This window comes from Peribacillus aracenensis (assembly GCF_025175645.1).
Classification (GTDB): Bacteria; Bacillota; Bacilli; order Bacillales; family DSM-1321; genus Peribacillus; species Peribacillus aracenensis.
This window is the reverse complement of the sequence record NZ_JANZMJ010000008.1, coordinates 47,919-61,630: the sequence shown is the minus strand read 5'-3', so window position 1 is coordinate 61,630 and position 13,712 is coordinate 47,919. Positions and strand designations below refer to the sequence as shown.

Below are 13,712 nucleotides of genomic sequence, written 5' to 3'. Positions count from 1 at the left end.
TCAGTTTCTGCCTCCTTCTATCCGTCATGTAAATAAAGCTTGATGAAGTGAACAAAGTCACAGGTGATCACTTCGGTTTGTTATAAAATAAATAGAAGGAAATAGGTAAGTAGCGCAAAGTATCCATGAATATTCGTGGCCATTCTCGATTACTACCCCATTGGTAGGAGAAATGATAAAATCACTTGTCATGAAGGAATATTGGGTATAAGGGTCGTATACCATTATTAGGAATTCTAATATGTCGATAAGTTGTTATATCGGCGTTTATATATTTTAAGTTATCCGCATTATGGTAAAAGTTGAAGTCATTATATCAACGGGAAAATAATGAATTGATTATTATATTAAAATTATTATAAATAAGTATTGATTTTTTTCTGAGAAGCGTTATCATTATATACATAAATATTAACGAAAAGGTGGTTCAATTATGTCGAATAAGAAAAACCTTACTACAAGCTGGGGAGCGCCAGTTGGAGATAATCAAAACTCGATTACTGCCGGAGAACGCGGCCCGGTACTCATTCAAGATGTACACTTATTGGAAAAGCTAGCCCACTTCAACCGTGAACGTGTGCCTGAACGTGTAGTTCATGCGAAGGGTGCCGGTGCATTCGGAACTTTCGAAGTAACGAACGACCTTTCTCAGTACACGAAAGCTAAACTTTTCAATGGTGTGGGAAAAAAGACAGATCTTTTTATCCGTTTCTCCACAGTTGCAGGTGAATTGGGTTCTGCTGATACAGTCCGTGACCCGCGTGGATTTGCTGTTAAATTCTACACGGAAGAAGGAAACTACGATATCGTCGGTAATAATACGCCTGTATTCTTTATTCGCGATGCGATTAAATTCCCTGATTTCATTCATACACAAAAAAGAGATCCTAGAACACATTTGAAAAACCCTACGGCTGTTTGGGATTTCTGGTCACATTCACCAGAATCTTTGCACCAAGTGACGATCCTGATGTCCGACCGGGGCATTCCTGCTACACTTCGTCATACACATGGTTTCGGAAGCCACACATTTAAATGGGTGAATGCTGAAGGACAAGGCGTATGGGTGAAATACCACTTCAAAACAGAACAGGGCATCAAAAACCTTGATGTGGATCTAGCTGCAAAACTAGCAGGTGAAAACCCTGATTACCATACGGAAGATCTTTTCAATGCGATTGAAAAAGGGGACTTCCCTGCATGGAAATTATATGTTCAGATCATGCCTCTGGAAGATGCGGATACGTACCGTTTCGATCCATTCGATGTGACGAAGGTATGGTCTCAAAAAGATTATCCGTTGATCGAGCTTGGCCGGATGGTATTGAACAGAAATCCTGAAAACTACTTTGCTGAAGTAGAGCAAGCCACGTTCTCACCAGGAACATTCGTACCGGGAATTGAAGCTTCCCCAGACAAGATGCTTCAAGGACGTCTATTCGCATATGGAGATGCACACCGTTACCGTGTGGGCTCGAATCACAACCAGCTTCCGGTTAACCGTCCGAAAGTGGAAGCGAATAACTATCAGCGTGATGGCTTCATGCGTGCTGATGACAATGGCAAGGGATCTGTTTATTATGAGCCGAATAGTTTTAGTGGCCCTGCCGAATCAACGGAAAATAAAGTGACTCCTTTCGAGGTGACTGGGCAAGCTGCACAAGTCGGTCATAATAGCGATGATCACTACACTCAAGCAGGCGACTTATACCGTCTATTAAGTGCCGAAGAGAAAACTCGCCTTGTTGACACGATCGTGGGCGCAATGAAACCTGTCGAATTGGAGGAAATCAAGCTTCGTCAAATCGGTCATTTTTACAAAGCCGATCCAGAATACGGAACGCGCATAGCCGAAGGTTTAGGTTTGCCTGTACCGCAAGAAGCGTAAAATATGGGACTCTCAATCTATTAAATGAAAACAGGCATCCATTCATGAATGGGTGCCTGTTTTGTTTGTTTATGGAAGGCTCCGTTATATAAATGGCACCCGACAAGTTCGGTAAGAATATATAGTTATAAATGTTTGTAAGGAAGTCAGGCTGTCAGATTAATTGGGGGCCAGTTACTTAAATTATAAAGGGTGGAATTTATGACTAGTAAAAAGAATCGGGTGTTAGTAGGCAGTCCAATTTACCAGAAACCAGATATTTTACAAAAGTTCCTGCTCTCACTTAAAAGGTTGGATGTGGAGGGACTGGAGCTTGGCATTTTCTTCATTGATGACAATGATGATGAGCGATCAAGCAAAATGCTCGAGGATTTCGGTCAGGAACTGAACAATGTCAAAATACTGGCATCCAATCAAAGCGATGTATATGTGTGTAATGGCACTACCCATTACTGGAATGAGAATCTGGTATGGAAGGTCGCTGATTTCAAAAATATGATGATCGAACACGCGATTAAGGAAGACTATGATTATTTATTTCTAATCGACTCGGACCTCCTGCTATACCCTTTGACCATCAAGCAGCTTATTTCTGCCAAAAAGGATATCATCTCTAATATTTTCTGGACAAAATGGCAGCCTGATGCCGAAGAACGTCCCCAAGTATGGTTATACGATGAATACACCCAATGGGAGATATCACGCGGTCAAGAGTTGGCGGACTCGGAGATCACCACACGTTATCAGTCGTACATCCGACAGATGAGAACACCTGGTGTTCATAAAGTTGGGGGCCTGGGTGCCTGTACACTCATAAGCCAAAAAGCATTGAAAGCAGGTGTGAATTTTAAAATGATTGAGAATCTATCATTTTGGGGTGAAGACCGGCATTTTTGCATCCGTGCGGCAGCCTTAGGGTTTTCCCTGTATGTTGATACCCACTTGCCTGCTTATCATATATACAGGGATTCGGACTTGGAGGGTGCGATGGAATTCCTTGATCGGACGGATAAGCGGGGAGCTTCACCTTCAGGGGCATCCCGTCCCAAATTAACGCTGAGCATGGTCATCAAAAATGAAAGTGACCGTTATCTAAGGAAGGTTTTAGAGGAAATTCGTGATTATATTGATGAAGCGGTGATTATTGATGATGGGAGCACGGACGATTCCGCAGAGGTTTGTTCAGAGGTATTGAAGGGGATACCGGTGCGTATCATCAGGAATGATGTCTCCAAGTTCTCCAATGAAATAGAACTTCGTAAACAACAATGGTCGGAGACGGTGAAGTCAAATCCCGAGTGGATTTTAAATCTTGACGCTGATGAAATGTTTGAAAAAAGATTCAAAGAGGTAGTCAGGCAGCTGATAAGTGATCAAGAAGTGGATGTATATTGCTTTCGGTTATATGATTTTTGGAATGAAACCCATTACAGGGAGGATGAACACTGGTGCGCTCACCGTTATTACCGGCCGTTCCTGGTCAGGTATCGGGAGGGGTTTGAATGCAAATGGAACGATAGGCCGCAGCATTGTGGGAGATTTGCAGAAAATGTCTTTGAATTGCCTCACAAGTTATCCGACATTCGCTTAAAGCATCTGGGCTGGGTCAAAGAAGAAGATCGGATGGCGAAATTCAAAAGATATCAGGAATTGGACCCTAAGGGGACGTATGGAAGTACTGAGCAATATTTCAGCATTCTGGATGATGCCCCCAATTTGGTTCGTTTTGAGGAGTGACTTTTCTATTGGTGAGGGTGCTTCGCGTTGGCAATAATTAAATCGAATCAGCATACATTTGGTTAAGAGGAGGTGCAGTATGGACGTTTTTGTGCGGCAAAATGATTCCTTGTGGTATTATAGCCAATTATTCAAGGTGAATTACCAACTTATCATTGATTCCAATAGTGGGATTGATCCACTTGCACTTATGATTGGCCAACAAATCAAAATTCCTGGCTTTACGACGACCAGTTATAATATTAAACAAGGTGATTCGTTATGGGCAATTGCCAAGTCACGTCATCTTACATTGGATGCCCTATTGTTGGTTAATCCCAATCTCAACCCGAATGCCCTGCAAGTTGGTCAGACAATTTCTGTGCCATTAAGAATTACGTGGAGGCTAATTCAAGGAAACAGGGAATATGATTATGAGACGATGATGACCGATGTAAGACGTTTGAAAACTATCTATCCATTTATTAAAACCTCCCCGATCGGTGACTCTGTGCTTAAAAGGGATATCCCTGAAGTTCAGATTGGAAATGGTAACAAACGAGTTCACTATAATGGTTCCTTTCATGCGAATGAGTGGATAACGACGCCTGTGATCATGATCTTTTTAAATGATTATTTACTCGCAATCACGAATCAGGCTGACATCCGCGGTCTATCCCTGTTTCCCTTTTATCAACAGACGATGCTGTCGATCGTCCCAATGGTGAATCCGGACGGAGTGGAGTTGGTTCTTAAAGGACCGCCTGCAGATGAGTCATTGAGACGACGACTCGTGGAATGGAATAATGGAAGTGAAGACTTCTCTGGCTGGAAAGCAAATATTAACGGGGTGGATCTGAATGATCAATTTCCCGCCAAATGGGAACTGGAAAAAGAACGCAATAATGTAACGGAGCCAGGTCCGGCAAATTATTCCGGGGAAGGCCCGCTTACACAGCCAGAAGCCATTGCAATGTCAGATTTGACAAGAAAACGTGATTTTGGCAAAGTCCTTGCATTCCATACCCAAGGAGAGGTCATTTATTGGGGGTTTGAAGGTTTGGAACCGCCTGAGTCGGAAACGATAGTCAATGAGTTTGCGAGGGTCAGTGGATATGAGCCTGTCAAATCCGCCAATAGTTACGCAGGGTATAAGGATTGGTTCATTCAGGATTGGCGCAGGCCGGGGTTTACCGTGGAGTTGGGCAAAGGAACGAATCCCCTCCCTATATCACAGTTCGATGAGATTTATCAGAAGTCGCTTGGGATTTTCTTGGCAGGGTTATATATGTGAATTTTGTCCAAATGAAAAAGCTCAACTCCGTTACCGTGGGGAAGAGCTTTTTAGTCTTATAAACTATTAGACTTGCAACGATGAGGGCTGCTGCAAAAAATAAGTAAAGTCATGCTTTACTTATCGATTGCATGATTGACACGCTTTTAGCCTGAAATTAACGGACATTCTCCATGTCCCAGTAATATTGCAGCCCTTACAAAAGGAATTCTAATCGTTTTACGGTAAGAAGTTTAACATCCTTAACGCTAGTATTGGCCCCACCTACGCCAGATACTGTGACGGCCACGCATGCCATCCAACCTAATTTCATTATAATAGAAAGCGCTTACATTTTCAAAAATAATCGTAATGCAAATTTCGACATGCATAAGTGTCCCTTATCAGTAAGAGGAGAACGGGCGTATTACTGATAAGGGCACGATAGGATTCAAGTTAATCTGCAATGAACTCCTGCAGCTTTTTTGTCAGGCCGCCACTGCCAAATTTAATGAACTTTGTCTTTCCAGCTTCTTGTGCCGGGGGAGCGGCAAACTTCAAAAAGGCTAAAAGGTTAATCCTTCGGTAAAGTATATGGTCAATGCCATATTGATAGAACCAATTATCGATTGCATTGTAAACTCCTCTATTCAGGGCATATTGCTGCCGGCACCATTCGAAAAATAATCTGTCAGGCAGATGGATGTACTTCATGTCCTCAAGGCGGCCATTTTTCTCCTCATTCAAAATAGGGAAAATGGGCCTTACCAATTTCTTTTGCATAGCGTATTTCCTCCCTTATTGAAAAAAACGAAAAGGCTCCCTACTCATGTTGAATAGGGAGCCTCCAGTGAACTGGTCAGCTGATATATTATCATTTAGCATAAAGCTTATTATTCATATTTGTCAAGTGTGTATTTTAAAAAACTTAAATGAAATACGTCTGTTTAATATTTTAGGTGCAATTTAAATGAAAATACGAATAAATATTTATGTTTATTCATTTATAGTTCGTATATAATGATTTTGAGGATACGGAGGAGGAGAGACTGAATGTATAAATCGAAAAAGATTTTATTATTGGGCTCGGGTGAATTGGGGAAAGAGGTCATAATTGAAGCGCAGAGACTGGGTGTGGAAACCGTTGCTGTAGACCGCTATGAACATGCCCCTGCCATGCAAGTCGCTCATCGCAGTTATGTGATCGATATGCTGGATGCGGAACAACTAAGGGGTATTGTGGAAAAAGAACAACCCGATTTGATTGTACCGGAAATCGAAGCCATCGCTACATCTGAATTAATCAAATTGGAAGAGGAAGGCTTTCATGTCATTCCGACGGCAAGAGCGGCTAAATTGACAATGGATCGTGAAGGAATCAGGAGGTTGGCTTCTGAAACCCTGGAGATTCCGACCGCAGCCTACAAATTCGCCGATACATATGAAGAATTTGTCCAAGCTGCCAAGGAAGTTGGATTTCCCAATGTCGTAAAACCGCTGATGAGTTCCTCAGGTAAGGGTCAAAGTGTGTGCCGCACGGAAGGTGACCTGGAGGATTGCTGGAGAATCGCGATGGAAGGCGGACGGGTTCAAAATGGACGGGTGATCATTGAGGAATTTATCCGTTTTGATTCGGAAATCACGCTGCTTACTGTCCGGGCCATAAATGGTACCATGTTTTGTGCCCCGATCGGTCACATTCAGCAGGGCGGAGATTATATTGAATCCTGGCAGCCGCATAATATGACAGAGGCCCAAATTAAGGAAGCGAAAAGAATTGCCCATGCCATTACGGATGAGCTTGGAGGGTACGGATTATTCGGGGTTGAGCTTTTCCTTTCAGGGGATAAAGTCTATTTCAGTGAAGTTTCCCCACGACCTCATGATACGGGGCTAGTGACTTTAGTGACTCAGAATTTATCGGAGTTTGCCTTGCATATTCGGGCGATTCTAGGATTTCCCATCCCGGAAATCACGCTGATCAGTCCAGGTGCCAGCCGTCCATTAAAAGCGAGGGATGAGTTATCGGAATATTCTATAGTCGGTGTTGAACAGGCTTTGGCTTTACCTAATACACAAGTGCGTCTTTTCGGAAAACCTGTTACAAAGGCAGGTAGAAGGGTCGCAGTCGCCCTGTCGACTGCCGATTCAATCGAGTTGGCGAGAGTGAATGCGGCCCGTGCTTTGGAATGTTTAGTTGTAGAGAAGTAGGATAGATTTTGTCTATAGTCTGACTCTAAAGCATCCTGATAGGGTGCTTTATTTTCTTTTCTCCACTGATTTTTAGCACTTTCAAATTCCTTACAAATCATCCTGATTTGAAGACATTGAATGAAAAGATCACTTACCCCCGCTCGTGGTAACTAAATCTTTTCACTTCTCCAACTCCTGTAAAAGGGCCTCACTACTGCTGATTTTCCTGAACAACCAACTACCCGCATAAAATTGGCCTGTCCCTTTACCTTGTCTTAACAATTATCCTGCTGCATTTTTACATAGCCTTGACATTGTGTTCATTTTCATCACCTATAGTTAAATTAAATAGAAAACAATTAAAGGGAGGCTATTCATTTGAATCGCACATGGAGTAAAAAGGTATTGCCCATCACATTGGCTTCAGCATTGGCATTTGGAGGTTTATCATGGTCCGCTGCGGATCGTGTTTCGGCAAAGGATAAGGCAAAAAAAGACCCGGAAATCAAGAACGTGATATTCATGATCGGTGACGGCATGGGTGTGTCCTATACCTCCGCTTACCGGTATTTAAAAGATAACCCTGGTACGAAGGTGGCAGAACGGACAGAGTTTGATAAATACCTGGTTGGCCAGCAGATGACTTACCCAGAAGACTCTGCACAAAATATAACGGATTCAGCTTCTGCCGCAACGGCAATGTCTGCCGGAGTGAAGACTTATAACGCTGCGATTGCAGTGGATAACGATAAATCTGAAGTCAAAACCGTATTGGAAGCAGCAAAGGAAAAAGGAAAAGCGACGGGATTGGTTGCCACTTCAGAAATCACTCATGCTACACCTGCATCTTTTGGCGCCCATGATGAAAATCGGAAAAACATGAATTCAATCGCAGACGATTATTATAATGAATTAATCAAGGGCAAACATAAAATTGACGTCCTATTGGGCGGTGGGAAGTCCAATTTTGTCCGGCCTGATGTCAATTTGGCGAAAGCTTTCGAAAAAGACGGTTACAGTTATGTGACTGATAAAAATCAAATGCTTAAGGATAAAAATGAACAGATCCTTGGTTTATTCGCCTCTGAAGGACTCCCGAAAATGATTGACCGCCCTAGTGAAACGCCTTCTTTGTCAGACATGACAAGTTCGGCGATCCAGCGCTTGAATAAAGACAAAGATGGATTCTTCCTCATGGTCGAGGGAAGCCAGATCGATTGGGCCGGACATGATAATGATATCGTAGGTGCAATGAGTGAAATGGAAGACTTTGAAAAAGCATACAAAGCGGCCATCGAATTTGCGAAGAAAGACAAACATACCCTAGTGGTGGCTACTGCGGATCACTCTACAGGAGGATTCTCGATCGGGGCAAAAGGAATATATAACTGGTATGGTGAACCGATCAAGGCAGCCAAACGCACCCCTGACTTCATGGCGGATGCCATCGTCAAAGGAGCCGATGTCGAAAAGACGTTAAAGCAATATATTAATCAAAATGAAGTGAAGCTAACTGACGCTGAAATCAAAACGGTAACAGAAGCTGCCAAATCAAAAAATGTGACGAACGTCGATAATGCCATCGAAGCCATATTCGACAATCGGACCAATACTGCATGGACTACCGGGGGACATACAGGTGAGGATGTTCCGGTCTACGCATATGGACCATATAAAGAACGTTTTGCAGGGCAGGTCGATAACACGGATCAAGCCAAAATCATCTTTGATCTATTAAAGAAGTAAAAACGCTTCAGGGAGGGATTCAATGAACAGACTGATGATTGGTGCCCTGTTATTAACCGCATTTGGTGCTCTTAATACACAACCAGCTTACAAAGAAGAAACGACAGCTAAAGAAAAAACAGAGGAAATTGCACGACCACTGGTAAAAGAGGATGTCTATGTTCCGAATCCACAGCTTCCTGATGATATAAAATTGAACCAGATCGGTCAGAACGTTTCCGATGCAAAAGGCGAATTGACTTTGAAGGCCTATAAAAAAGTGAATGAAACAGTGAATGTTGGCCCGATCGAGGTTAAAGTCAAAGAAATGAAAGTGATGCATGCCACTCCGGATTACAGCATGATTGATTTCTTCCACGGCTATACGCATGATGAGGATTTCGATATCGTAAAAATGAACGTGGAAATTAAAAACAATACGGATAAAAAAATCAAGTTTTCCCCAGTTGCCTTCCTTGAAACGAACAGTGGAGAACATCTGACATGGGAAGATGATATCTACTTGGAAGAACTTGCTGGTGAAATAGAAGGAAACGGTTCAAAAAGCGGAAACATTGGTTTCATTGTAAATGATGGGAACATAAAGGGCATATCCTTCATGACAAGCGATGCGGTGGATGAAGAAGAGGAAGTCCTTGCAAAAGGCAAGTCAGCTGAATTCGCTTTTTAAAGAATATGTATAAATGGCTTGGAAAAATAAAATACTAGAACAAGTGATGGGGATTACTATCACTGAACGGAATATCCAAATCCTAATGATGAGGTGACACAGAATGAGCTATAAAGATCAATTAGATCCACATTCTCAAAAGTTTCACCATAATTGGACAAGACCTAAGCGTTCAAATTCTCAAGTTAATGGCCATACGCAAGAATCACAAACGAACATTATACTAAGAAGCAATGCAAAGGCTCACAGGTGGTAACGGATATTTCCGACAAAGAAGGAGGCTCCCAGCGAGTCTTCTTCTTTATATTTAATCCAGAAAACCGATCAAGGCATACATGGCTTTTCACTCATAATTATGATACCATTTACCTTTAAGATTGAAGTGATGAGCTTGGCGTGAAACTGGAGTTTCGTTTCCGATTGAACGTTTCACTTTATACAAATAGAGGACGTGAATTGTAATGATTAAAATTGAAATCCCTGCAGCGGATATAAGCATCAAACAAAGAAAGCAAGTTATAGAAGGAGACGAACCTGTCATTCCTGAAATTTACGGGTTTATCGATTTTCATTTGATTCCCCGTGATAAAGGCGGCATCATCTTGTTTTACAATGAGAATGATGAACTGATTTTTGTCGGTAAGGCCCGTAAATTAAGACCAAGGGTCAAGAAGCATTTCGAGGATAATGTTTCTCCGATTAAAGAGCATCGTAATGAAGTCAAGAAAATTGACATTCTTTTAGTCGAAGACGCTATGGAACGGGAAATCTATGAAACGTACATGATCAATAAGCTTCATGCTAAATACAACGTCGACAAAGTGTTTTATAAATAAGAAGTACCTATGAAAAGCTGACTGCATATGCACTCAGCTTTTTTTGTGTGCAAACTTAAGTTTACATATGTCCAAAAATAATTTCATACATTTACAGCTGCTACATGCCAGGTTAACATTGTTGGTTTATATTTAGAGTATTCCAATACATTCTCAGGAGGAAGCTATTGAAGAAAATACTTTGTAAAAAGGTGTTAGTTATCTCGATCGGGACAGTGATTGCCTTTGGGAATTTAACGTGGTCCGTGTCACAAGCCTCAAAATTGGCGAAACAGAGAGAAATTGAAACTTTTGAACAAAAGACAGTAAAATCTTCAGGGTGGGAAATGGCGGAATAAGCATAGTGACGAATGACTTTTTTCTCGAATTGCAACAAAGAAAAAGAAAAATGTATTGGAAAATGAAACGTTGTGGATGATCAGCAGCTTGTCAAAAATACATTAAATGATATAACTCAATGGAGGTTCTTTACACAAGATGTTATGTGTGATTAGGCTTCCTTTTAATTTTTGTTTTAAGTTTCATGAAGAATGTCAGCACCGTTCATTTATCCGTCATTGCACCTGGAGCAGGATTGGAGCAATCGTGATTACATTTGTCAGCAAAAAGTATTCGGAGGCAATTTTAAAAAAACTTGCAAATAGTAATGATTACGTTTTATTATTAAAGGGTGTTTTTACTTGAGTGATAGCTTCGCCAATTAAATCGTAATGATTTTGATTTAAGGGAAGGTATCAGGTAAAGGAGTGGGAAGTGTGGAGATGAAGAAAATTCCGGTTACGGTATTGAGTGGATACCTTGGTGCGGGAAAGACGACGCTTTTGAATCATATTCTTGAAAATCGGAATGATCTGAAGGTTGCCGTCATCGTTAATGATATGAGTGAAATCAATATTGATGCTTCTCTGGTCAAGCAGGGAGGTTTTACCCGGACGGATGAAAAACTGGTGGAAATGCAGAATGGCTGCATTTGCTGTACGCTTCGTGAGGATTTGATGATTGAAGTGGAGAAATTGGCGAAACAAGGGGACATTGATTACATCGTGATTGAATCGACTGGGATAAGTGAACCGGTACCTGTAGCTCAAACCTTCTCGTATGTTGATGAAAGCATGGGAATTGATTTAGGGGAATATTGCCGGCTTGATACGATGGTTACCGTTGTTGATGGGCATAACTTTTGGCAAGACTTCACTTCAGGAGAAACACTCATTGACAGGATGCAGGCAGCTGATGCTGCGGATGGCAGGGAAGTGGTCGATCTATTAATAGATCAGATAGAGTTTGCCAATGTCATCCTGTTGAATAAAATCGATCTAATTGATGCTGACGCCGTTGAGGAATTGAAAGCGGTTCTTCAAAAAATGAATGCCGATGCGAGGATCATCGAAACAAACCATTCCAAGGTGCCGCTAAAGGAGGTATTGAATACACATTTATTTGATTTTGAAAAGGCAAGCCAAGGAGCCGGCTGGATAAAGGAATTGAATGAAGAGCATATTCCGGAGACCCTGGAGTACGGGATTTCTTCCTTCGTTTACAGAAAGAAAATACCCTTTCATCCCGAGAGGCTGATGGAGTGGTTGGAAAACTGGCCCGTACAAGTGGTAAGGGCAAAGGGCTTCCTTTGGCTGGCAACGAGAAATGATACGGCAGGCTTGCTATCGCAGGCAGGACCGTCATTAACTTTACAAGCAGCCGGTAAATGGATTGCAGCATACCCTGAGGAAGAACAACGCCGAATTTTAAAGGAGGCACCTGAATTATTGGAACGGTGGGATGCAGTATACGGTGACAGGATGACGGAGCTGGTGATGATTGGCATTCAAATGAATCAACATGAAATCGAAACTGAATTAGATCAATGCTTATTGACGGAAACTGAGTTGCAGCAGAATTGGTCTCTGTACGAAGATCGATTGCCTGCATTCACGGAAATCGTCCATTAAAAAACTTTAGGAGGAAACAAAAATGAGAGTGAACATTACTTTAGCATGCACAGAAACAGGGGACCGAAATTATATCACGACGAAGAACAAGCGGAATGACCCGGACAGGATCGAATTGAAAAAGTACTGCCCGCGATTGAAGAAACACACGCTTCACCGTGAAACGAAGTAATTTTAAGGTTTAAATCGGAATGATTATGTTTTATTGAAGAGAATGGATGTAAAAGGCGGGAAGTTCATGTTGGAATGGATCATAATTGGCGGAGGCATTCAAGGTATGACGATGGCTGCATTTTTACTTAAGTCAGGAAAAACGACGGTGGACCAGCTGGCGATTGTCGATAGAAATGAAGAACCATTGGCAAGATGGAAGCATTGTACGGAAGTCATTTCAATGCCATATTTACGTTCTCCATCCGTACACCATCTGGATGTGAATCCCTTCAGCCTGCAGAAATATGTGGAGAAGGCAGACTGGAAAAATAACTTTTACGGCCAATATAAGCGGCCATCCTTAAAATCCTTCAATGAACATTGTGTTCACTTGGCTGATGATTTATCCATTAAGCAGGCATGGGTGCAAGGGGAAGTCATCTCTGCCTGCAAAACGGGACAGAGCTGGGAAATCCAATTGCAGAACAAGCAACGGCTTGTGGGACAAAAACTTGTGATTTCAATTGGTATTGGCGAACAGCCTTATTGGCCTGATTGGGCACAGCAATTCAAACAAGAGCATGGTGGTCCCATTTACCACATATTCGATGAAAATATTCCGGAGCTGGCACAATTGCAAGGGCCCATCACGATCATTGGGGGCGGCATATCTTCTGTCCATCTAGCTTTAAAGCTAAGTAAAATCTATCCCCATGATGTAACGGTTCTGAAGCGGCATCATTTTAGAATTCATGATTTCGACAGTGATCCTGGTTGGTTGGGGCCGAAAAAACAGCGACCTTTCCGTGCTATAACCAGCTATCAAAAAAGACGCGAGACCATTATCCAGGCCCGTAATAAGGGATCCATCCCACCTGACTTACATAAAGCGTGTATGAATCAGGTTAAACAGGGATTATTGCGTGTAATGGATGTTGAGGTGATAAGCGCTGTGTGGAGGGACGGGCGTATCAGCCTCAGGGATAAAAACGAAAAGGTCATTCAAGAAACGGGGACGATCCTTTTAGCGACCGGCTTTAAGTCATCGATGCCAGGGAAGGATTGGCTGACGCCAGTCATCCGGTCGCATGATTTACGCTGCGCGGAATGTGGTTATCCAATCATTTCGCAGTCGTTGCAGTGGGGACCTGGTTTATATGTCACGGGTGCATTGGCTGAACTTGAAATGGGACCGATTTCCAGGAATATATCGGGAGCAAGACAGGCAGCGGAACGAATTGTGAACAGTTTATAGAATCTATAAAAAAATCTTTAAAAAAGGAGAATA

Annotated in this window: 13 protein-coding genes; 12 read left to right on the top strand and 1 reads right to left on the bottom strand. The window is 42.2% G+C overall.

What is annotated here, in order from left to right:
- Positions 1–433: 433 nt before the first annotated feature.
- The 3 genes from katA to N0M92_RS10465 all read left to right on the top strand — a co-directional run bounded on the left by katA (position 434) and on the right by N0M92_RS10465 (position 4,898).
- Entirely contained in the window at positions 434–1,888 is a 1,455-nt protein-coding gene (gene katA / locus N0M92_RS10475) for a catalase KatA (RefSeq protein ID WP_260285643.1), read from the top strand.
- Between the two features lie 201 nt (positions 1,889–2,089).
- Positions 2,090–3,625 (top strand): glycosyltransferase, encoded by a 1,536-nt coding sequence (locus N0M92_RS10470; RefSeq protein ID WP_260285642.1) that lies wholly within the window; start codon positions 2,090–2,092, stop codon positions 3,623–3,625.
- A gap of 79 nt (positions 3,626–3,704) precedes the next feature.
- On the top strand, positions 3,705–4,898 hold the full coding sequence (locus tag N0M92_RS10465) for a M14 family metallopeptidase (protein ID WP_260285641.1): 1,194 nt from the start codon (positions 3,705–3,707) through the stop codon (positions 4,896–4,898).
- Between the two features lie 435 nt (positions 4,899–5,333).
- Here N0M92_RS10465 and N0M92_RS10460 read toward each other — a convergent pair whose 3' ends face one another.
- On the bottom strand, positions 5,334–5,660 hold the full coding sequence (locus tag N0M92_RS10460; RefSeq protein ID WP_260285640.1) for a hypothetical protein: 327 nt from the start codon (positions 5,658–5,660) through the stop codon (positions 5,334–5,336).
- A 270-nt stretch (positions 5,661–5,930) separates the two neighbouring features.
- Between N0M92_RS10460 and purT the strand changes: the two genes are divergently transcribed.
- From purT to N0M92_RS10415, 9 genes are all read left to right on the top strand, one after another.
- Positions 5,931–7,088, top strand: coding sequence for a phosphoribosylglycinamide formyltransferase 2 (purT, locus tag N0M92_RS10455; RefSeq protein ID WP_260285639.1), 1,158 nt, complete (start codon positions 5,931–5,933; stop codon positions 7,086–7,088).
- Positions 7,089–7,448: 360 nt separating this feature from the next.
- Positions 7,449–8,816 (top strand): alkaline phosphatase, encoded by a 1,368-nt coding sequence (locus N0M92_RS10450; RefSeq protein WP_311202537.1) that lies wholly within the window; start codon positions 7,449–7,451, stop codon positions 8,814–8,816.
- A gap of 22 nt (positions 8,817–8,838) precedes the next feature.
- The gene (locus tag N0M92_RS10445) at positions 8,839–9,486 is read left to right on the top strand and encodes a DUF4352 domain-containing protein (RefSeq protein WP_260285638.1); all 648 of its coding nucleotides are present in this window, start codon (positions 8,839–8,841) and stop codon (positions 9,484–9,486) included.
- A 103-nt stretch (positions 9,487–9,589) separates the two neighbouring features.
- On the top strand, positions 9,590–9,742 hold the full coding sequence (locus N0M92_RS10440; RefSeq protein ID WP_076368068.1) for a YpzG family protein: 153 nt from the start codon (positions 9,590–9,592) through the stop codon (positions 9,740–9,742).
- Between the two features lie 199 nt (positions 9,743–9,941).
- Positions 9,942–10,322 (top strand): nucleotide excision repair endonuclease, encoded by a 381-nt coding sequence (locus tag N0M92_RS10435; RefSeq protein ID WP_260285755.1) that lies wholly within the window; start codon positions 9,942–9,944, stop codon positions 10,320–10,322.
- Positions 10,323–10,489: 167 nt separating this feature from the next.
- Positions 10,490–10,660: a hypothetical protein gene (locus N0M92_RS10430; RefSeq protein ID WP_181762212.1), complete on the top strand. Its 171-nt coding sequence runs from the start codon at positions 10,490–10,492 to the stop codon at positions 10,658–10,660.
- 423 nt (positions 10,661–11,083) lie between these two features.
- Positions 11,084–12,271 carry a GTP-binding protein gene (locus N0M92_RS10425; protein WP_260285754.1) on the top strand — a complete coding sequence of 396 codons (1,188 nt, stop codon included), beginning with the start codon at positions 11,084–11,086 and terminating at the stop codon, positions 12,269–12,271.
- A 22-nt stretch (positions 12,272–12,293) separates the two neighbouring features.
- A complete protein-coding gene (rpmG, locus tag N0M92_RS10420) occupies positions 12,294–12,443 on the top strand; it encodes a 50S ribosomal protein L33 (RefSeq protein ID WP_260285636.1) in 150 nt (49 codons plus the stop codon).
- A gap of 66 nt (positions 12,444–12,509) precedes the next feature.
- Positions 12,510–13,679, top strand: a complete 1,170-nt coding sequence (locus tag N0M92_RS10415; RefSeq protein WP_260285635.1) for a lysine N(6)-hydroxylase/L-ornithine N(5)-oxygenase family protein — start codon at positions 12,510–12,512, stop codon at positions 13,677–13,679.
- Positions 13,680–13,712 lie beyond the last annotated feature (33 nt).

What these genes read in the sequence shown, in the direction of transcription:
- katA (WP_260285643.1), top strand. Translation starts at nt 434, where the DNA reads ATGTCGAATAAGAAAAACCTTACTACAAGCTGGGGAGCGCCAGTTGGA.
- N0M92_RS10470 (WP_260285642.1), top strand. Translation starts at nt 2,090, where the DNA reads ATGACTAGTAAAAAGAATCGGGTGTTAGTAGGCAGTCCAATTTACCAG.
- N0M92_RS10465 (WP_260285641.1), top strand. Translation starts at nt 3,705, where the DNA reads ATGGACGTTTTTGTGCGGCAAAATGATTCCTTGTGGTATTATAGCCAA.
- N0M92_RS10460 (WP_260285640.1), bottom strand. Translation starts at nt 5,660, where the DNA reads ATGCAAAAGAAATTGGTAAGGCCCATTTTCCCTATTTTGAATGAGGAG.
- purT (WP_260285639.1), top strand. Translation starts at nt 5,931, where the DNA reads ATGTATAAATCGAAAAAGATTTTATTATTGGGCTCGGGTGAATTGGGG.
- N0M92_RS10445 (WP_260285638.1), top strand. Translation starts at nt 8,839, where the DNA reads ATGAACAGACTGATGATTGGTGCCCTGTTATTAACCGCATTTGGTGCT.
- N0M92_RS10440 (WP_076368068.1), top strand. Translation starts at nt 9,590, where the DNA reads ATGAGCTATAAAGATCAATTAGATCCACATTCTCAAAAGTTTCACCAT.
- N0M92_RS10425 (WP_260285754.1), top strand. Translation starts at nt 11,084, where the DNA reads ATGAAGAAAATTCCGGTTACGGTATTGAGTGGATACCTTGGTGCGGGA.
- rpmG (WP_260285636.1), top strand. Translation starts at nt 12,294, where the DNA reads ATGAGAGTGAACATTACTTTAGCATGCACAGAAACAGGGGACCGAAAT.
- N0M92_RS10415 (WP_260285635.1), top strand. Translation starts at nt 12,510, where the DNA reads ATGTTGGAATGGATCATAATTGGCGGAGGCATTCAAGGTATGACGATG.